The organism is [Chlorobium] sp. 445, from assembly GCA_002763895.1.
In the GTDB taxonomy this organism is placed as follows: domain Bacteria; phylum Bacteroidota; class Chlorobiia; order Chlorobiales; family Thermochlorobacteraceae; genus Thermochlorobacter.
The window spans coordinates 108,181-123,029 of the sequence record NSLH01000003.1 but is presented as its reverse complement, the minus strand read 5'-3'; the positions used below and the strand labels follow the sequence as shown (position 1 = coordinate 123,029).

Genomic DNA, 14,849 nt, shown 5'->3' with positions numbered 1-14,849 from the left:
CAGGAACAGGTTTGTGTCACTTCACCATAAATTCTTAATACATCTTTTAACACCTTGACGCACGATAGGCGCAAAGATAGACAAGGAGGCGTATGTAGCAGCCCTAAAATGATGCAAAATTAGAAACAGACTCATCAACAAATCGTTTGGTACGGCAAGATATCATGTATAATGTATAGAGCGATGTCAACGGCTTACCGACGCGATTTGTAGATAGTCTCACCCCACTTTTCTACAAAGTCCGGTCTATCGACGTCTTTAAGCGCAGCAAGAGGAATATCAATTGTACTCTTGTCCATGAAGCGCACGCGAAACGCGCCGACATCTTCAATAGATTCAACCACACGGTCGTAGAAGGCTTCGCCGCGATAGGCATCGAGATGAAAAGACATTTCGTAGCGTCCGAGTGGGTAACGCGTTTTGAGTTTACGAACGGCTTCAAGAATACGCGATTCGATGCCGCCGAATTGCGCTTTGTTGTTTTCCGACATACGTGTTTGGCGTTTTTGTTGTTCTGAATGCTTTGGGCAAGTGAAGCATCGCAAATATAGACTACGATTTGCTGCAATCCAATTGCGGTCTAGCATGGCGCAGCTTGCACAGCACAGCTTACGCTGCGACCACTTCTCCGATTATCCAAGCAGGTTCAGAGATCACTTTGAAATGTGTCAGCAGGCGCTCCGCCTCACGCGCCGAAGCGATGATGACTAATCCTACCCCCAAATTGAATGTGCGCCGCATATCCTCAATTGGGACATTTCCTTCGCGCTCAATGAGTTCGAAAATCGGGGGTATCTGCCACGCTTGCCAATCAATGCGCAACTCCAGTCCTTTGGGCACCACGCGCATCGTATTTGCAACAAGTCCACCGCCCGTAATATGCGACAGCCCCTTGAGCTCAAAGTGAGACAGCAGCGGATAGATTAGTGGATAATAAGAACGATGTACGCGCAGCAACGCCTCACCGATTGTGCTACCGAGTGCATCGACATAGTCGCCTAAACGATGCCCCAAGACTTTGCGTGCTAGTGAATAGCCATTTGTATGCAACCCGCTTGAACTTAGTGCCAGCAATACATCGCCAGCGACAATGGCGCGACCGTTGATAATTTTTTCTTTTTCGACAATGCCGACAATTGTACCTGCAAGATCAAAATCATTTTCATCATAGAGCCCTGGCATTTCCGCTGTCTCGCCGCCAATTAGCGCGCAGTCATTTTCCTTGCAGGCTTTCACCATGCCCGCAATAACGCTCACTGCATGGTCAGGCATCAGTTTGCCTGTTGCGTAGTAGTCCAAAAAGTAAAGAGGCTTTGCGCCGCAGACAAGAATATCATTTACACAGTGATTGACCAGGCACTGACCCACAGTATCATACTTTTGCAGCGCTGCTGCGACTTTAAGCTTTGTGCCTACGCCATCTACACTTGAAACTAAGACCGGCTGTTTGTAGCCAAAAGTATCAATCTCAAAAATGCCCCGAATGCGCCAATGTCGCCCAAGACCCCTTTCGTGAAAGTCTGGCGCACCAGCGGCTTAATGCGCCGCACTACTTCTTCGCCGGCGTCGATGTCGACACCTGCTAATTTATAGTTCATTTCTTGCATAAGACTTTTGTCAAAAAATTGGCAGCGCATCAGGCTATCAGGCGAAGATAGCACTCTCGTGCACCTCAGAGAAAAACTCATGGTGCAGTGCCCGAACAGCTTTGGGCGCATCTTGTTCAGCCACAACAAAGCCGATGTTGATTTCCGAAGCTCCTTGCGAAATCATTTTAATGTTGATGCCTGCGGTAGCCAATGTTGAGAAAATTCTTCCAGCAATCCCGGGCGCAGCACGAAGATTATCGCCAACGACACAGATAATTGCGACATTGCGCTCAATATCGACTTCAGCAATTTCAGACAACTGTTTCTCTAAGTGCGCAAGGCGCGTTGTATCACCAATCGTGAGCGAAATCGAAACCTCACTGGTAGAAATCATATCAATTGGTGTTTCTGCTTCCGCGAAAATGCGTGCGACTTTGTAGAGAAACCCAAAGGCATCGAGCATCTGCGTTGAGGTCAAGTTGATAATCACCTGCCCTTTTTGTGTGCAATCGATTTTACCATGCCATCAAACGACTGAATGGACGATGTAATAAGTGTGCCTTCAATGTGCGGGCGCTTTGAGTTCAGCACATAGACGGGGATATTTTGCTGTACGGCTGGACGGATGGTGGAAGGATGCAAAACTTTTGCGCCGAAGTAAGCCAGTTCTGCTGCTTCACGGAAGGTCATCACTTTGAGCCGTTTGGCTTCGGGCACAAGGCGCGGGTCGCTGGTCATCACGCCATCGACATCGGTCCAGATTTGTATGTTCTCAGCATGAAGCGCCGCACCGAAAATGGAAGCCGAGTAATCTGAACCACCACGTCCCAGTGTGGTTGTCTGTCCTTGCTGCGTTGAGCCAATGTAGCCTTGTGTAACAATCACCTTGCCCGCCTTCAGCGACGGCAAAAGATGAATGCGCACGCGTTCCTCAATGAGTGCTTGCAAAGGTTGTGCTTTGCCGAAGCTGTTATCGGTGATTAGTATCTGTCGTGCATCTCTCCACTCTGTCGGGATGCCCGCTTCATTCATAGCTTGTGCAAGAATGAGCGAGGAGAGCAATTCCCCATTTGACGCGATTGTATCGAGCAGGCGCGGCGTAAGTTCACCAATGACATAGAGCGCTTTCACAATGCTTGAAAGCTCCTCAAAGAGTTCTGCGATTTGTTCGCTCAGTGCAGGAGCGTTGCCAGAAAGTAACTCGCTCATCAGTCTTTGATGATGCGTTTTGATGGCTTTAAGCGTCTCTTTGGCTTCCGCGCACTTGTTCGATGCTGCAAGCTCGGCGAGTGCAAAGAGTTTGTTGGTAATGCCTGCGCAGGCGCTGGTTACCACAAGTGGCGCACCGTTCCCAGTGCTTTGTGCAGCCTGCCATTCACGGCGTACGATTTCAATGACGTTTCTCATTGCTGCGGCATCTTCGACCGATGTGCCGCCAAATTTCATCACCACCATTCGAGTAAATCCGCTAAAATTTTTAGCTGCAAAGGTAAGCAAAATCGAGCGATTTTTCTTTTCATAGCATCTGCGTAGAACTTCCAGCAGATTGACGACCTTTCTGTGTAGAGACAGCGGCGCAGCACAGGGCAAGGGCATTTTGAAAATAGCTAAAAAAGCCTTACGTTCATAAATGCATTTTTGCCCAGATGGCGGAATTGGTAGACGCACTCGTTTCAGGTGCGAGCGCCGCAAGGCATAGGAGTTCGAGTCTCCTTCTGGGCACAACGAATCAGCAAGTCCATGCAACACATCAAACAACCTAAACTGCCTTTAGCTCAAGTCGTCATAGATTTCTTTTGTGCGACTGCCGACTCTCTAAGAATGGTAGGGTCAGTAGGTCGCTCAGCCTTTTTTGTCCTTAAACCAATGCTGTTAAGGCAACCTCAACCGAATAGTAGTTTCTTGAGACGAGTAGTGTCATGTTATTTCCTCAAACTTAAACCAAATGACAACTGTGGAAAAGAACCCCTTGTTGCACATTATCAAACTGCAACTTCTTGACGATGAACTTGACGCTATTTTAAGCGAACAGAAAGGTCTGCCCGAAGAAATCAGTGCATTAGAAGCACAAATTGCTGAGCTTTCTCGTCAGCTTGAGCAGCGTGCAAAACGCCTTGAAGAGAATCAAGCCAAACGCATTGCCCTGCGCACCGAGATAAAAGACGCACAAGAGAAAATCAAAAAGTACAAAGACGCCCAAACCAAAGCGCGCAATAACAAAGAGTACGATGCGCTCTCCAAGCAAATTGAATTTGAAGAACAAGAAATCAAGCGTGCCGAATCGCAAATCCGTGCTATTGAAGCCTTAGAAGAACAATTTGAGCAGCTCGAGCAGAAAGGCAAGGAACTTCTCGCTGAGAACCGCTACGATGAACTTACCCCCGACATGTATCCCACCGACGAGCTCAAAAAACATCTTGCCGAAGCTGAAGCTGAACACAAACGCAAGCAAAAGGAACTCAACACCATCATCAAAAACACTCAGGCTGAGGTTGATGAACTCAGAAAGAAAATCAAAAAACAGCGTGAGGTTGTTCAAGCACATCTCAAGCATGTTCTTGTCAAATACGACCAACTGCGGCGCGGCAATGTGCAAAACGTCGTGGTAAAATTCAGCCGCAATGCGTGCAGCGGGTGCAACACGCGTGTGCCTGCCAGTCGCCACGCCTTCATCTTTCAAGGTGGATTCTACTCGTGTGAAACCTGCGGTAGAATCGTGGTGCATGAGCGGCTCTTCGAAGAACTTGCGGGCGTCACTAGCGAGTAGCCACTCACCGATTCTGCACACCACACTGGCTCAATGCCGCAAGCTCAAAACAGAAACGGTACAAGCCGCTTTGTCTGACGCATATACTGCGCGTAGTCTTCACCAAATTTACGCAGCAGCAGGCTTTCCTCAATTTTAATACGCGTGCCAAACCACACAGCACAGACCACTGCCAGCAACAAACTCGCCCACAGACTTTGAAAAAAGACCATATGTCCGAAAAAGAGCAAAAGGTAACTTGTGTAAATAGGATGACGCACCACACTGTAGATTCCACTCGTCACCAGTCGATGCTGCTCTTGAATCACCAGCCTGTCCCAGAAGCGTCCGAGCTCACGCGCCGCCAAGCGATTCACCACCAGCGCCACCAGCATCAGCACCAACCCTACGATGCTCCAGAGCAACTCAGGTGCCGCATTCTGTGAATAGTCGTAGACAGCAAGCCAATGCGCACCACCTAATCCCAGAAATTGAATCGGGTAGGCTACTTTGCCCCAAGCGCTTTTAACCTGCGCATCTTTCTCTCTTGCCGTGAAATTGCCATGCACACGCACACGGTTGATTGTGCTTAGGAAAAAGCCGAAGTAAAGCAGTGAAGCAATCCAGACCGATGGTGCCTCAAGCATACCGCAAAGCCCGGCAGGCACAATGGTCAGACTTGCAACCGCAAGCGCTAAGGCAAAAAGCAAAAGCACAAGACGAAAAATGTGCGACATAGAAATTCTCCCTTCAAGGTTTGAATGATTACAAGAAATATAAATCGCTGTGCTGCGCTGCGCAAAATTCTACTCTTATCGCTTATTTGCTCATGAATTGCTTAGCGTGCTCTGCTTCGTCAGCAGATATTGCCACTGCCGCACGTCATTGCAATTCTTTTCAGATTGTCAAAAACACATTAGCTCAGCAAACAGGCACATTGCAAAACGAAATAAGCCCGAATTGAATTACACACTATGAGGAGTTACTCTGCTGCAAAACATGGCAGTCCTGCAGCTTTCAAGTCTGACACTTATCAAGTATCAGCAAATTCGCAGAAACGAAAGAGCAACGAGATGACAAGACATCGGCTATCGGAGCAATTTCTCACTGTGCGAGAGCAAACTGAGCGTCTTTGTGCTCCGTTAGAAATTGAAGACTATGTCGTTCAACCTATCGTGGATGTCAGTCCACCCAAATGGCATCTTGCGCATACCACATGGTTTTTTGAAACCTTTGCACTGCAACGCTATCTGCCTTCTTACAAGCTGTTTCATCCTTTATACAATTTCTTGTTCAACTCTTACTACAATTCGGTCGGCGCACGCACCTTGCGCTCCGAGCGCGGTCATCTCTCACGCCCAACTGTAAAGGAAGTCTACGCCTATCGCCATGCTATTACCGAACAGCTCAACGCACTTATCTTCACGATTGATGAAGCCGTGTGGGATGAGTTCGCCTCGGTTATTACTCTCGGCATTCATCATGAGCAGCAGCATCAAGAGTTGCTGGTAACGGACATCAAGTTTATTCTCTACACCAATCCGCTGCGCCCTGCCTATCACTCCGTGCCTGTTGATCACGCTACTGAGAGCATCATCCCAGAGACTCAGTTTGTGCCCTTTCCTGCTGGTGTCTATTGCATCGGACATCAAGGTGAAGGCTTCTGTTTCGATAATGAACAACCTCCTCACCAAGTCTTTCTGGGCGACTTTCAGTTAATGAATCGGCTTGTTACAAACGGCGAATTTCTGGAGTTTGTTGAAAGTGGTGCCTATCAAGATTTTAGGCATTGGCTGTCAGATGGCTGGGATATTGTGCAGCGTGAGCAATGGCACGCACCGTTGTACTGGGAAAAAATAGATGGCGTGTGGTTTGAGTTTACGATGAGCGGGCTGGTGCCGCTGCGCAAACATGCGCCCGTTGCACATATCAGTTACTACGAAGCCGATGCGTTTGCTAGCTGGAGCGGCAAGCGCTTACCTACTGAATTTGAGTGGGAAGTTGCGGCACAACGTGCACCTCTTTTGCTCGATGACAGCAATTTTCTTGAGCGCAACTGGCTTGCTCCAATGCCAATTCAAACCCGCGCAGCAGATACGACATCGCTGCTTCACCAAATGTTTGGTGATGTGTGGGAATGGACCATGAGTGCATACTTGCCCTACCCAAACTATACACACGCTGCAGGCGCATTCGGTGAATACAATGGCAAATTTATGGTCAATCAAATGACCTTGCGCGGCGGCTCCTGCGCTACACCGACGAGCCACATTCGACGCACATACCGCAACTTTTTTCAACCCGACAAACGATGGCAGTTCTCAGGAGTTCGTTTAGCCGATAAACTTTAATCACTAAGCATGAATACTTCTGCTAACACGATTCGCAAAATCGCTGCCACGCAAACGCAGCACGAGCAACACGCCCAAAGTAAGCTGCTCTATGATGTCCTCAAAGGACTTTCCGCTTCACCTAAACGCCTGCCTAGCAAATACTTCTATGACGATAGAGGCAGCCGACTTTTTCAGAAAATCATGTCGCTGCCAGAGTATTACCTAACGCGTGCTGAAGCAGAAATTTTAGAGCAACATCGCGCACGCATTGTCTCGCTCGTGGCTAATGCACCTTTCACACTCGTAGAACTTGGCGCCGGTGATGGTAGCAAGACAAGCCTGCTTATTGAATACTTGCTGCAAGAACAAAAAAAATTCTTTTATGCTCCTATCGACATCTCAGAGCATGCTCTCGAGATACTTACACAAAGCCTTTCTACACGATTTCCAAAACTGCATATTCACGGCATTGCCGGCGAATATTTTCACGGTTTGAGACAGTTACACAAACTGACACGACAAAGAACGGTTGTACTCTTCTTGGGCTCTAACATTGGCAATTTTACCCAAGAGCAGGCACTGAGATTTCTCAAACACTTGCGTCGCTCGTTGCAAACCGGAGATGATTTGCTCATTGGCTTCGATCTCAAAAAAGATATTCCTACACTCATTCGCGCCTACAGTGACAGTGCTGGCGTTACACGCGAGTTTAACTTCAATTTGTTAAGAAGACTCAACCGCGAACTTGGTGCCACCTTCGATCTCAACACCTTTGAGCATTATGCAACCTATAATCCCACGCTTGGCGCTATGGAAAGTTATCTTATCAGCAAAATCGCGCAGACCGTCTGGATTGAAACTGCCAGGCAATCATTCACCTTCGATGCTTTTGAGCCTATTCATACTGAGTACTCGTTTAAATACTCTGAGCGTGATATTGACCATTTTGCCAAAGCCGCTGGCTTTGCACGCATTGAGAATTTCTACGACAGCAAACGTCAATTTGTCGATTCGCTCTGGCGCGCCGTCTAATCTTGTACTCTTTGATGCCAGTTGTTTCTTCTCCTATACAAAGTTGTGCCAAATGCTTTATTTTTCTCCTAACCAATCAATGGCATCTTAGTTCTCAGTTAAATGTCTGAATTGACGCATTTACCGAAGGCACAGGCACCAGACACAGCCGATTTGCTCGTTGTCAAAAATTTGAAGACCTACTTTCCTATTCGTCGTGGGATTTTCTCCAAAACCGTTGGCTATCTCAAAGCCGTCGATGGTGTCTCCTTCTCGATTCGGCGTGGCGAAACGCTTGGCTTAGTTGGTGAGTCAGGCTGCGGCAAAACGACGGTCGGACGCAGCTTGCTTCGGCTCATTGAGCGACCGATGGCGAAATTTACTTTGAGGGCAAAAACATTCGTGCCCTGAGTCGCAAAGAATTGCGCCACCTGCGCAAGGACATGCAAATCATCTTTCAAGATCCTTTCAGCTCACTCAACCCGCGCTTGACCGTAGGACAAATGCTGCGCGAGGTTTTAGAAGTGCATCAGCTTGCAGAAGGTCAAGCTGCTGAAAAACGCGCAGCACAACTCTTGGAGCAAGTCGGACTTAGCCCGCAGTATTTGAATCGATATCCGCATGAATTTTCTGGCGGTCAGCGTCAGCGCTTGGGTATTGCGCGTGCCTTAGCTGTAGAGCCGAAATTCATCATCTGCGATGAACCTGTCTCCGCACTCGATGTCTCGATTCAGTCGCAGATTATCAATCTCTTGCAAGATTTGCAGAAAGCACTCGGCTTGACTTATCTCTTCATTGCGCATGACCTTTCTGTTGTAGAACACATCTCTGACCGTGTGGCGGTGATGTATCTGGGCAAACTGGTTGAACTTGCCGACTGCGATACGCTCTATCAGATGCCCAAACATCCTTACACTGAAGCTCTGCTTTCAGCTGTGCCGATACCAAACCCTAAGCTCAAGCGCAAGCGCATTGTGCTTGTTGGCGATATTCCAAGTCCAGCCAACGTGCCGAGTGGTTGTCGCTTTCACCCAAGATGCCCAAAAGCTCAAGCGCTATGCCAACACACTGAGCCACAGTTGCAAGCATTGCCAAACCATCCCACACACTATGTCAGCTGCTTACTCTATGAAACAAGTTTGCCGGACATGCAAATCAGTGCCTCAGTATCTGCAAAGTAGCAGTGTGCATTGAGAATTTTTCAAACTTTAATCCAACTTTTTAGCAATATGGCAGAACAAACAGCAAAGCGTGGCTCTCGTCGCATTCTCCTCATTGTCTTAATCTTGCTTGGACTTCTCGGCGTGCTCACTTTTATTCGTGCCTTGCAACCTAAGACCGAGATTCCAAAAACAGCCGTGCTGATGATGTCCATCGGTGGGGCGTTGCCAGAGCGCATTTTTGTTGATGTACCTCCCTTTGGCTCACAAAAACCGATTTCTACATTTCAAAGTGCGCTGCGCACACTAAACCGTGCGAAAGATGACAATCGCATTCAGTTGATTGTACTGGAAATTTCTGCGCTTTCAGCACCGTTTTCAAAGCTCGCAGAATTGCGTGATGCTATCACCGCCGTGCGTCAGTCGGGCAAAGAAGTTTGGGCATATCTCAGCGGCGGCAGCGATAAAGACTATTACCTTGCGTCAGCTTGCAGCAAAATTTATCTCGAGCCATACAGCGTCTATTTCATTGATGGCTTGAGCTTTGAGAGTCTTTACTTCAAGACAGCGCTAGAAAAAATTGGTGTAGAAGTTGAAGCTATCCGGCGCGGCAAGTACAAAAGTGCCGTTGAACCTTTTATCAGCGATAGCCAAAGCGATGCTGACCGAGAGCAAGATGAAGCCTTGCTCAATGCTTTTGACAAAGCCTACATCGACGCAATTTGTAAGGGGCGCAATCTCTCCGAGAGCGACGTGCGTCGCCTCATCAACGATGTAGCATTTTTCTCCGAAAAGCAGTGCATTGAATTCAAACTCGCCGATAGCATTGTCTACATGAAAGATCTCAAAGAGCAACTCAAAGCAAAGTTTTCTGCAACGCGCGATGAAGACATCTTTGTCTCACAACGTGCCTTCGAAGCTGCAGCAGAAAAACAAAAGGGCGAGAAAATTGCAGTCGTCTATGTTCAAGGCACTATTGTCGATGGCAAAGGCTCACCGCAGCCTGATGGACAGGATAATGTGGGCGATAAAGTCATTGAAAAAGCGCTCGAGCGTGTTCGCAAAGATAACACGATCAAAGCCGTGATTTTGCGCGTGGATAGTCCGGGCGGGTCTGTTACTGCGTCAGATAAAATGGGACAAGCGATTCTGAAAGTTAAAGCTGAAAAGCCGGTTGTGGTTTCAATGTCTGGCGTCGCTGCTTCAGGTGGGTATTGGATTTCAGCCGATGCAAACAAAATTCTTGCGCACCCACTGACCATCACAGGCTCTATCGGCATTTTTGCAATAAAGCCGAACATTAAAAAGCTGCAGGAAGATATTGGACTCAAACGCCAAGTGCTTGTACGCGGCAAGTTTGCCGATGCACTCAATGCGTTTGAAAAGCTCTCTCCTGAAGCCTATCAAAAAGCCGATGCCTTAATCAATGAAGGGTATCAGCGTTTTTTTAGCGCGTGTTGCCGAAGGTCGAAAGATGACCGTCTCAGATGTTGATTCTATTGCACAAGGTCGAGTCTGGATTGGCGAGAGTGCCCAAAAAATTGGCTTGGTTGATGAACTTGGCGGCTTTAATCGCGCTGTTGAAGTTGCTAAAGACCTTGCGAAACTGGATGCAAGTGCAAGTGTCGTGTTGGTTGAATATCCGCAGCGCATTTCGTTTTTTGATGTGCTTTTTGGTGCAGATGACGCAGAAGAAGACAATGTGCAGGCACAGCTGTGGCATTACCTGCAAGCTAATGCAAAGGCGCAGTTATTTTCGGAAATTTTTGGACAGAGTGATATTGCTGATGAACTTCAGCGTCTCTTGCACAAGTTAAGCAATGCACTTAGTGCTGCGCTTAAGCCGCTTGCACAATTGCCGCGCGAGATCATTATTAAGTAACGCCAAGCAAAACTTAGACGCAGTTGGAAGATTATCGCAAATACTTGCAGCCTAGCGTCATCTCACGCTTGAGTACAATTGAGCTCAAAGCAAAGATGATTGTCGAAGGCTTTATTACAGGGCTACACAAAAGTCCGTATCACGGCTTTAGCGTCGAGTTTGCTGAGCATCGCCAATATACATTCGGCGATGAAACCCGGCACATTGATTGGCGCGTCTATGGCAGAACCGGACGCTATTACATCAAGCAGTATGAAGAAGAGACAAATTTGCGTTGCTACATTTTGCTCGATGTCTCCAGTTCAATGGCGTTTTCATCGTCCAAAGTGTCTTTGCCGAAAATTGAATACGCCAGCTATCTTGCTGCCGCACTCACTGTGTTTATGACCAGTCAGCGTGATGCGGTAAGCCTGACAACTTACAGCAATACCTTACACACTTTTTTACCACCTAGCTTGAAACCTTCGCACCAGAATTTGATTCTAAAAATTTTACATCAAACCAGCCAAGCTACACAGCAAGCACGCGGTAACACCACTCATACTGCAGCCGCACTGCAAAAATTTGCAGAGTATTTGGAAAAGCGTAGTTTCATTGTGGTGCTCAGCGATTTTTGGGACACACCCGAAAAACTTATCGCTGCACTCAAACACTTCCGACATCGGCATCATGAAGTCATTGCCTTTCACATTCTTGATCCTAGAGAGCGCGACTTTAGCTTCGATAGCGATGCAGAAATTATTGACCTTGAGACAGGCGAGCGCTTGATGACAAGCCCGCGCCAACTGCAAAGTGCTTACAAAGCTGCCTTTGAGGCACGCGAACGAGCCTTAAAACAAAATTTGATCGATAGCGCCATTGACTATGTGCCTATCAGCACCGATCAGCCTTTTGACCTTGCGCTTTTAGCTTACCTCAAAAAACGCAGTAGGCTCGGGTAAAAAGCACGCACGTATTGCTGCCGAACATGCTTGTGTTGTAGATTAGCAAAAATTCAAAAAAGAATTTCTAATTACACTATGCGATGGTCTCATCTTTCTGCTCTACTGTTTTTTATTCTTCTTGCCCTTTCTGCTGCACATGCACAGGATTCTGTCAGTATTTTCTTTCGTTATCAATCGCTTAGCACACCAGCGCCTTCGCGTGTGCATTTTCCTGGACAATTCAACAACTGGGGACCTAACACAAATGGGAATATCGCCGCTGGCGCGCCCTCACAAGCAGAGTTTAATTCAGTGACTGGACTGTGGGAAAAAGTCATTCGTCTGCCACTTGGTACATATCAATACAAAATCAATGAAAATGGTGTGGTAACTGGCTGGCGCACCGATCCGCTCAACCGACGTTTTAACGCTGCCGACAATGACAACTCGATTCTCACCGTTGAGCCGCTTACCTTATTTCAAGTTGCAGTGTTTCCACACGCCAGTGGTTCGCAGCCTTTTAATCAGAGCTTTGTCGTTCGCGTAGCTCGTCCAACGCTAAGTGCTGGAATTTTTCTTGCGCGCAATCTTAGTCTGACCTCCCTCTCTGCTAGCCTTGACAACCAACCAATCGCTAACGCCAACACATTCTACAATGCCGCCACAGGCATTTTTTCCTATCAGCCACAGAGCAATTTATCCGATGGCTTGCATACGTTTCGCATTTCTGCAACCGCTTCAAATGGCGCAACACAAACCGACTCGATTCAATTTGAAGTGCGCGCCCGCCCTATCCAAATTGAATCACCAAGTTTTGTAACGCGCAAAGATTCGTTTCATGTCGGTGGTGTTGTTACAGACAATCGCATCAGCACTGTTCAAATCAGCGTCAACAATGCATCAGCACAAGTGCAAGCGGTTGTCATGGGCTCTTTTGATAGAACAGTTGCACTGCAAAATGGACGCAATGTCATTCGCGTCAGCGCCAGCGTTGACAACGAGACTTTTGTTGATAGTGTGGTTGTAACGAAATTTGTGCCACAAGTGCCGGTTGCTGTTGCAACTGTAAGCGTCTCGGGCAATAGCATTACGCTTTCGGCAAGTGCCAGCACCGATCCGCAAGGTCAGGCGCTTACGTTCTTATGGCGCGACGTTGACGGCGTAGCGCTTGGTTTATCGGGCAGAACCGATGCGAGCGTTACGATTCCTAAGCCGACGCGTGCAGGCGATTATCCTTTCATTCTTATTGCACGCGATACAGATGGCAATGCTGATACCGTGCGGCAGTATTTTACTGTGCGCGCAAACGGTGAAGTGATCTTGCCGCGCTACGAAACCTCACCAGATTGGGTACGCCAAATGCGGCTCTATTTGCTCTTTCCTAAAGCCGCCTCAAATCAAAACTTGGGCATCTTGCGCGACCTTCTTGCACGTGGCAGCGCGCCCGGCGGCTTGGAATACATTCGCAACATGGGCTTCAATGTTATCTGGATTATGCCTGTCATGAAAACTGACAACGACCGCATTGACAATGGCATCGGGATTGGTTACAACATCGTCGATTTTTACTCAGTTGTCTCCACCTACGGCACACTACAAGATTTCAAAGACTTTGTCACAGAAGCTCACCGTTTAGGCTTGAAGGTTATTGTTGATGTTACGCCAAACCACACAGGACGCAATCATCCCTGGGCGGTCAGTGCACGCACCTTGGGCAGACGCTCACCCTACTTTACATGGTATCAACGCACGATTCCAACTTCAGGACCGGGGACGAACACCAACGGATTAGGCTGGGGCACTGACGCTGCAGGCTTCGTGTATTATGGCGGGTTTAGTCAAGCCTTGCTCAATTTCGAGTGGAGCGATCTCGATGCGCGCCACGCTATGCTTGATGTCTATAAGTATTGGCTCAAAGAGTTTGATCTCGATGGCTTTCGTTTTGATATCTATTGGGGACCGCATCGGCGAAATGGTAGAGCAAACTTTGATGAGTTTCTCCGCCGAGAACTCAAGCGCATTAAAGGCGACATTTACTTACTTGCTGAGTCAGATGGTACAGGAATTGGCAGCGAGACCATCTTTGCAGATCATGAATCGGGGGGCTTGCGTGGCGGCGCTGATGCCGGCTATGACTGGAAACTCTATGGCGGCGCAATTCGCCCCTTCAACTTCACACCGCAAGCCATTAACACACTACACAACGAACTCTTCAACAACGGGTTCTATCCCGGACCTAATTCTTACTACATGCGCTTTTTGGAAAACAAAGATGAAGATCGCATTGCGTTTTTATATCGCACACCCGACACGCTCACGGCATATCGGCGCACCATGGCTATGGCAAGCGTAATCTTTACAGCACCCGGACATCCCTTGCTCTACACTGGTCAAGAAGTCGGCGCAGGCTTTCCCACATCTGCTACCAACTTAGGTGAGCCCGATCTTAACGTGCGTCGTCGTGGTGTCGTCAACTGGAATCACTTTGGACGCACCTTGCTCATGCCGCACTACCAACGCTTAGCGCATATTCGCGCACAATTCCCTGCATTCTGGACCCAATCCTTGCAGCGACTCATTCCCACAAACAACAACAATTTTATCTACGCTTTCACACGTCCTTTTGAAAATCAAAACGGGCTCACGGTCGTCAATTTCTCTGACCAAGCGCAAACTGCAACGCTCAACCTGCGCACAGCTGGTGCCGTCCTTTTCACCGGCGGCATTCAAGACAATGCAACCTATTTTCTCAACAATCTCTACGACAATACGCGCCGAGAAGTGCGAGGCTCAGAGCTTAGTGCAGTTACAATTACTCTCGCTCCGTTTGGCTCAGCAATTTTTACGCTCTCCACAACGCCCGATGCCGTGGTTATTCAAAATCCACTCTCGGCAGAGCAAGACACCAAAACTGTACCGCAAGCCTTTGTGTTGGAGCAGAATTATCCCAATCCCTTCAATCCGACAACAACCATTCGCTATCAACTGCCACAAGCCACCACAGTAAGCTTGAAAGTCTTTGACGTCTTAGGTCGTGAAGTTGCCACACTAGTGAATGCTCGACAAGCTGCAGGTCAATACAGCGTGCTGTTTTCTGCTGGCAACAAAGCTCTCTCAAGCGGTGTATATTTCTATCGACTGCAAGCCGGAAATTTTGTGGAAACCAAAAAAATGGTGCTGATAAAGTGACGAGCGTCGCAACCTT

9 protein-coding genes, 1 tRNA gene and 3 pseudogenes are annotated in these 14,849 nt (G+C 48.0%); 9 read left to right on the top strand and 4 right to left on the bottom strand.

What is annotated here, in order from left to right; all coding sequences use genetic code 11:
* Window positions 1-194 precede the first annotated feature (194 nt).
* The 3 genes and pseudogenes from CMR00_02430 to CMR00_02420 form a co-directional block, all read right to left on the bottom strand.
* Complete coding sequence (locus CMR00_02430) at window positions 195-587, bottom strand: hypothetical protein (GenBank protein PIO48951.1); 393 nt, start codon at window positions 585-587, stop codon at window positions 195-197.
* Between the two features lie 22 nt (window positions 588-609).
* Window positions 610-1,598 (bottom strand): annotated as a pseudogene (locus CMR00_02425) (phosphoribosylformylglycinamidine cyclo-ligase).
* Window positions 1,599-1,644: 46 nt separating this feature from the next.
* Window positions 1,645-3,044, bottom strand: a pseudogene (locus CMR00_02420) (lysine-sensitive aspartokinase 3).
* A 185-nt stretch (window positions 3,045-3,229) separates the two neighbouring features.
* Between CMR00_02420 and CMR00_02415 the strand changes: the two are divergent.
* Together CMR00_02415 and CMR00_02410 are read left to right on the top strand one after the other, a co-directional pair.
* A tRNA-Leu gene (locus tag CMR00_02415) sits at window positions 3,230-3,314 on the top strand.
* A 220-nt stretch (window positions 3,315-3,534) separates the two neighbouring features.
* Window positions 3,535-4,356 (top strand): hypothetical protein, encoded by an 822-nt coding sequence (locus CMR00_02410; GenBank protein ID PIO48950.1) that lies wholly within the window; start codon window positions 3,535-3,537, stop codon window positions 4,354-4,356.
* Window positions 4,357-4,400: 44 nt separating this feature from the next.
* Here CMR00_02410 and CMR00_02405 read toward each other — a convergent pair whose 3' ends face one another.
* Complete coding sequence (locus tag CMR00_02405) at window positions 4,401-5,072, bottom strand: protein-S-isoprenylcysteine methyltransferase (protein PIO48949.1); 672 nt, start codon at window positions 5,070-5,072, stop codon at window positions 4,401-4,403.
* A 336-nt stretch (window positions 5,073-5,408) separates the two neighbouring features.
* Between CMR00_02405 and CMR00_02400 the strand changes: the two genes are divergently transcribed.
* The 7 genes and pseudogenes from CMR00_02400 to CMR00_02370 all read left to right on the top strand — a co-directional run bounded on the left by CMR00_02400 (window position 5,409) and on the right by CMR00_02370 (window position 14,833).
* A complete protein-coding gene (locus tag CMR00_02400) occupies window positions 5,409-6,686 on the top strand; it encodes a hypothetical protein (GenBank protein ID PIO48976.1) in 1,278 nt (425 codons plus the stop codon).
* 9 nt (window positions 6,687-6,695) lie between these two features.
* On the top strand, window positions 6,696-7,700 hold the full coding sequence (egtD, locus tag CMR00_02395) for an L-histidine N(alpha)-methyltransferase (protein PIO48948.1): 1,005 nt from the start codon (window positions 6,696-6,698) through the stop codon (window positions 7,698-7,700).
* A gap of 102 nt (window positions 7,701-7,802) precedes the next feature.
* Window positions 7,803-8,860 (top strand): annotated as a pseudogene (locus CMR00_02390) (peptide ABC transporter substrate-binding protein).
* Window positions 8,861-8,908: 48 nt separating this feature from the next.
* Window positions 8,909-10,333, top strand: a complete 1,425-nt coding sequence (locus CMR00_02385) for a hypothetical protein (protein PIO48947.1) — start codon at window positions 8,909-8,911, stop codon at window positions 10,331-10,333.
* A complete protein-coding gene (locus CMR00_02380; protein ID PIO48946.1) occupies window positions 10,266-10,721 on the top strand; it encodes a hypothetical protein in 456 nt (151 codons plus the stop codon). The genes CMR00_02385 and CMR00_02380 overlap by 68 nt, the downstream gene beginning before the upstream one ends.
* Before the next feature lie 95 nt (window positions 10,722-10,816).
* Window positions 10,817-11,662 carry a DUF58 domain-containing protein gene (locus CMR00_02375; protein PIO48975.1) on the top strand — a complete coding sequence of 282 codons (846 nt, stop codon included), beginning with the start codon at window positions 10,817-10,819 and terminating at the stop codon, window positions 11,660-11,662.
* Window positions 11,663-11,740: 78 nt separating this feature from the next.
* Complete coding sequence (locus CMR00_02370) at window positions 11,741-14,833, top strand: hypothetical protein (protein PIO48945.1); 3,093 nt, start codon at window positions 11,741-11,743, stop codon at window positions 14,831-14,833.
* Window positions 14,834-14,849: the final 16 nt, after the last annotated feature.

Excerpts from the sequence above, each read along its gene's own strand:
- CMR00_02430 (PIO48951.1), bottom strand. The coding sequence starts at position 587 with ATGCTAGACCGCAATTGGATTGCAGCAAATCGTAGTCTATATTTGCGA.
- CMR00_02410 (PIO48950.1), top strand. The coding sequence starts at position 3,535 with ATGACAACTGTGGAAAAGAACCCCTTGTTGCACATTATCAAACTGCAA.
- CMR00_02405 (PIO48949.1), bottom strand. The coding sequence starts at position 5,072 with ATGTCGCACATTTTTCGTCTTGTGCTTTTGCTTTTTGCCTTAGCGCTT.
- CMR00_02400 (PIO48976.1), top strand. The coding sequence starts at position 5,409 with ATGACAAGACATCGGCTATCGGAGCAATTTCTCACTGTGCGAGAGCAA.
- egtD (PIO48948.1), top strand. The coding sequence starts at position 6,696 with ATGAATACTTCTGCTAACACGATTCGCAAAATCGCTGCCACGCAAACG.
- CMR00_02385 (PIO48947.1), top strand. The coding sequence starts at position 8,909 with ATGGCAGAACAAACAGCAAAGCGTGGCTCTCGTCGCATTCTCCTCATT.
- CMR00_02380 (PIO48946.1), top strand. The coding sequence starts at position 10,266 with ATGAAGGGTATCAGCGTTTTTTTAGCGCGTGTTGCCGAAGGTCGAAAG.
- CMR00_02375 (PIO48975.1), top strand. The coding sequence starts at position 10,817 with ATGATTGTCGAAGGCTTTATTACAGGGCTACACAAAAGTCCGTATCAC.
- CMR00_02370 (PIO48945.1), top strand. The coding sequence starts at position 11,741 with ATGCGATGGTCTCATCTTTCTGCTCTACTGTTTTTTATTCTTCTTGCC.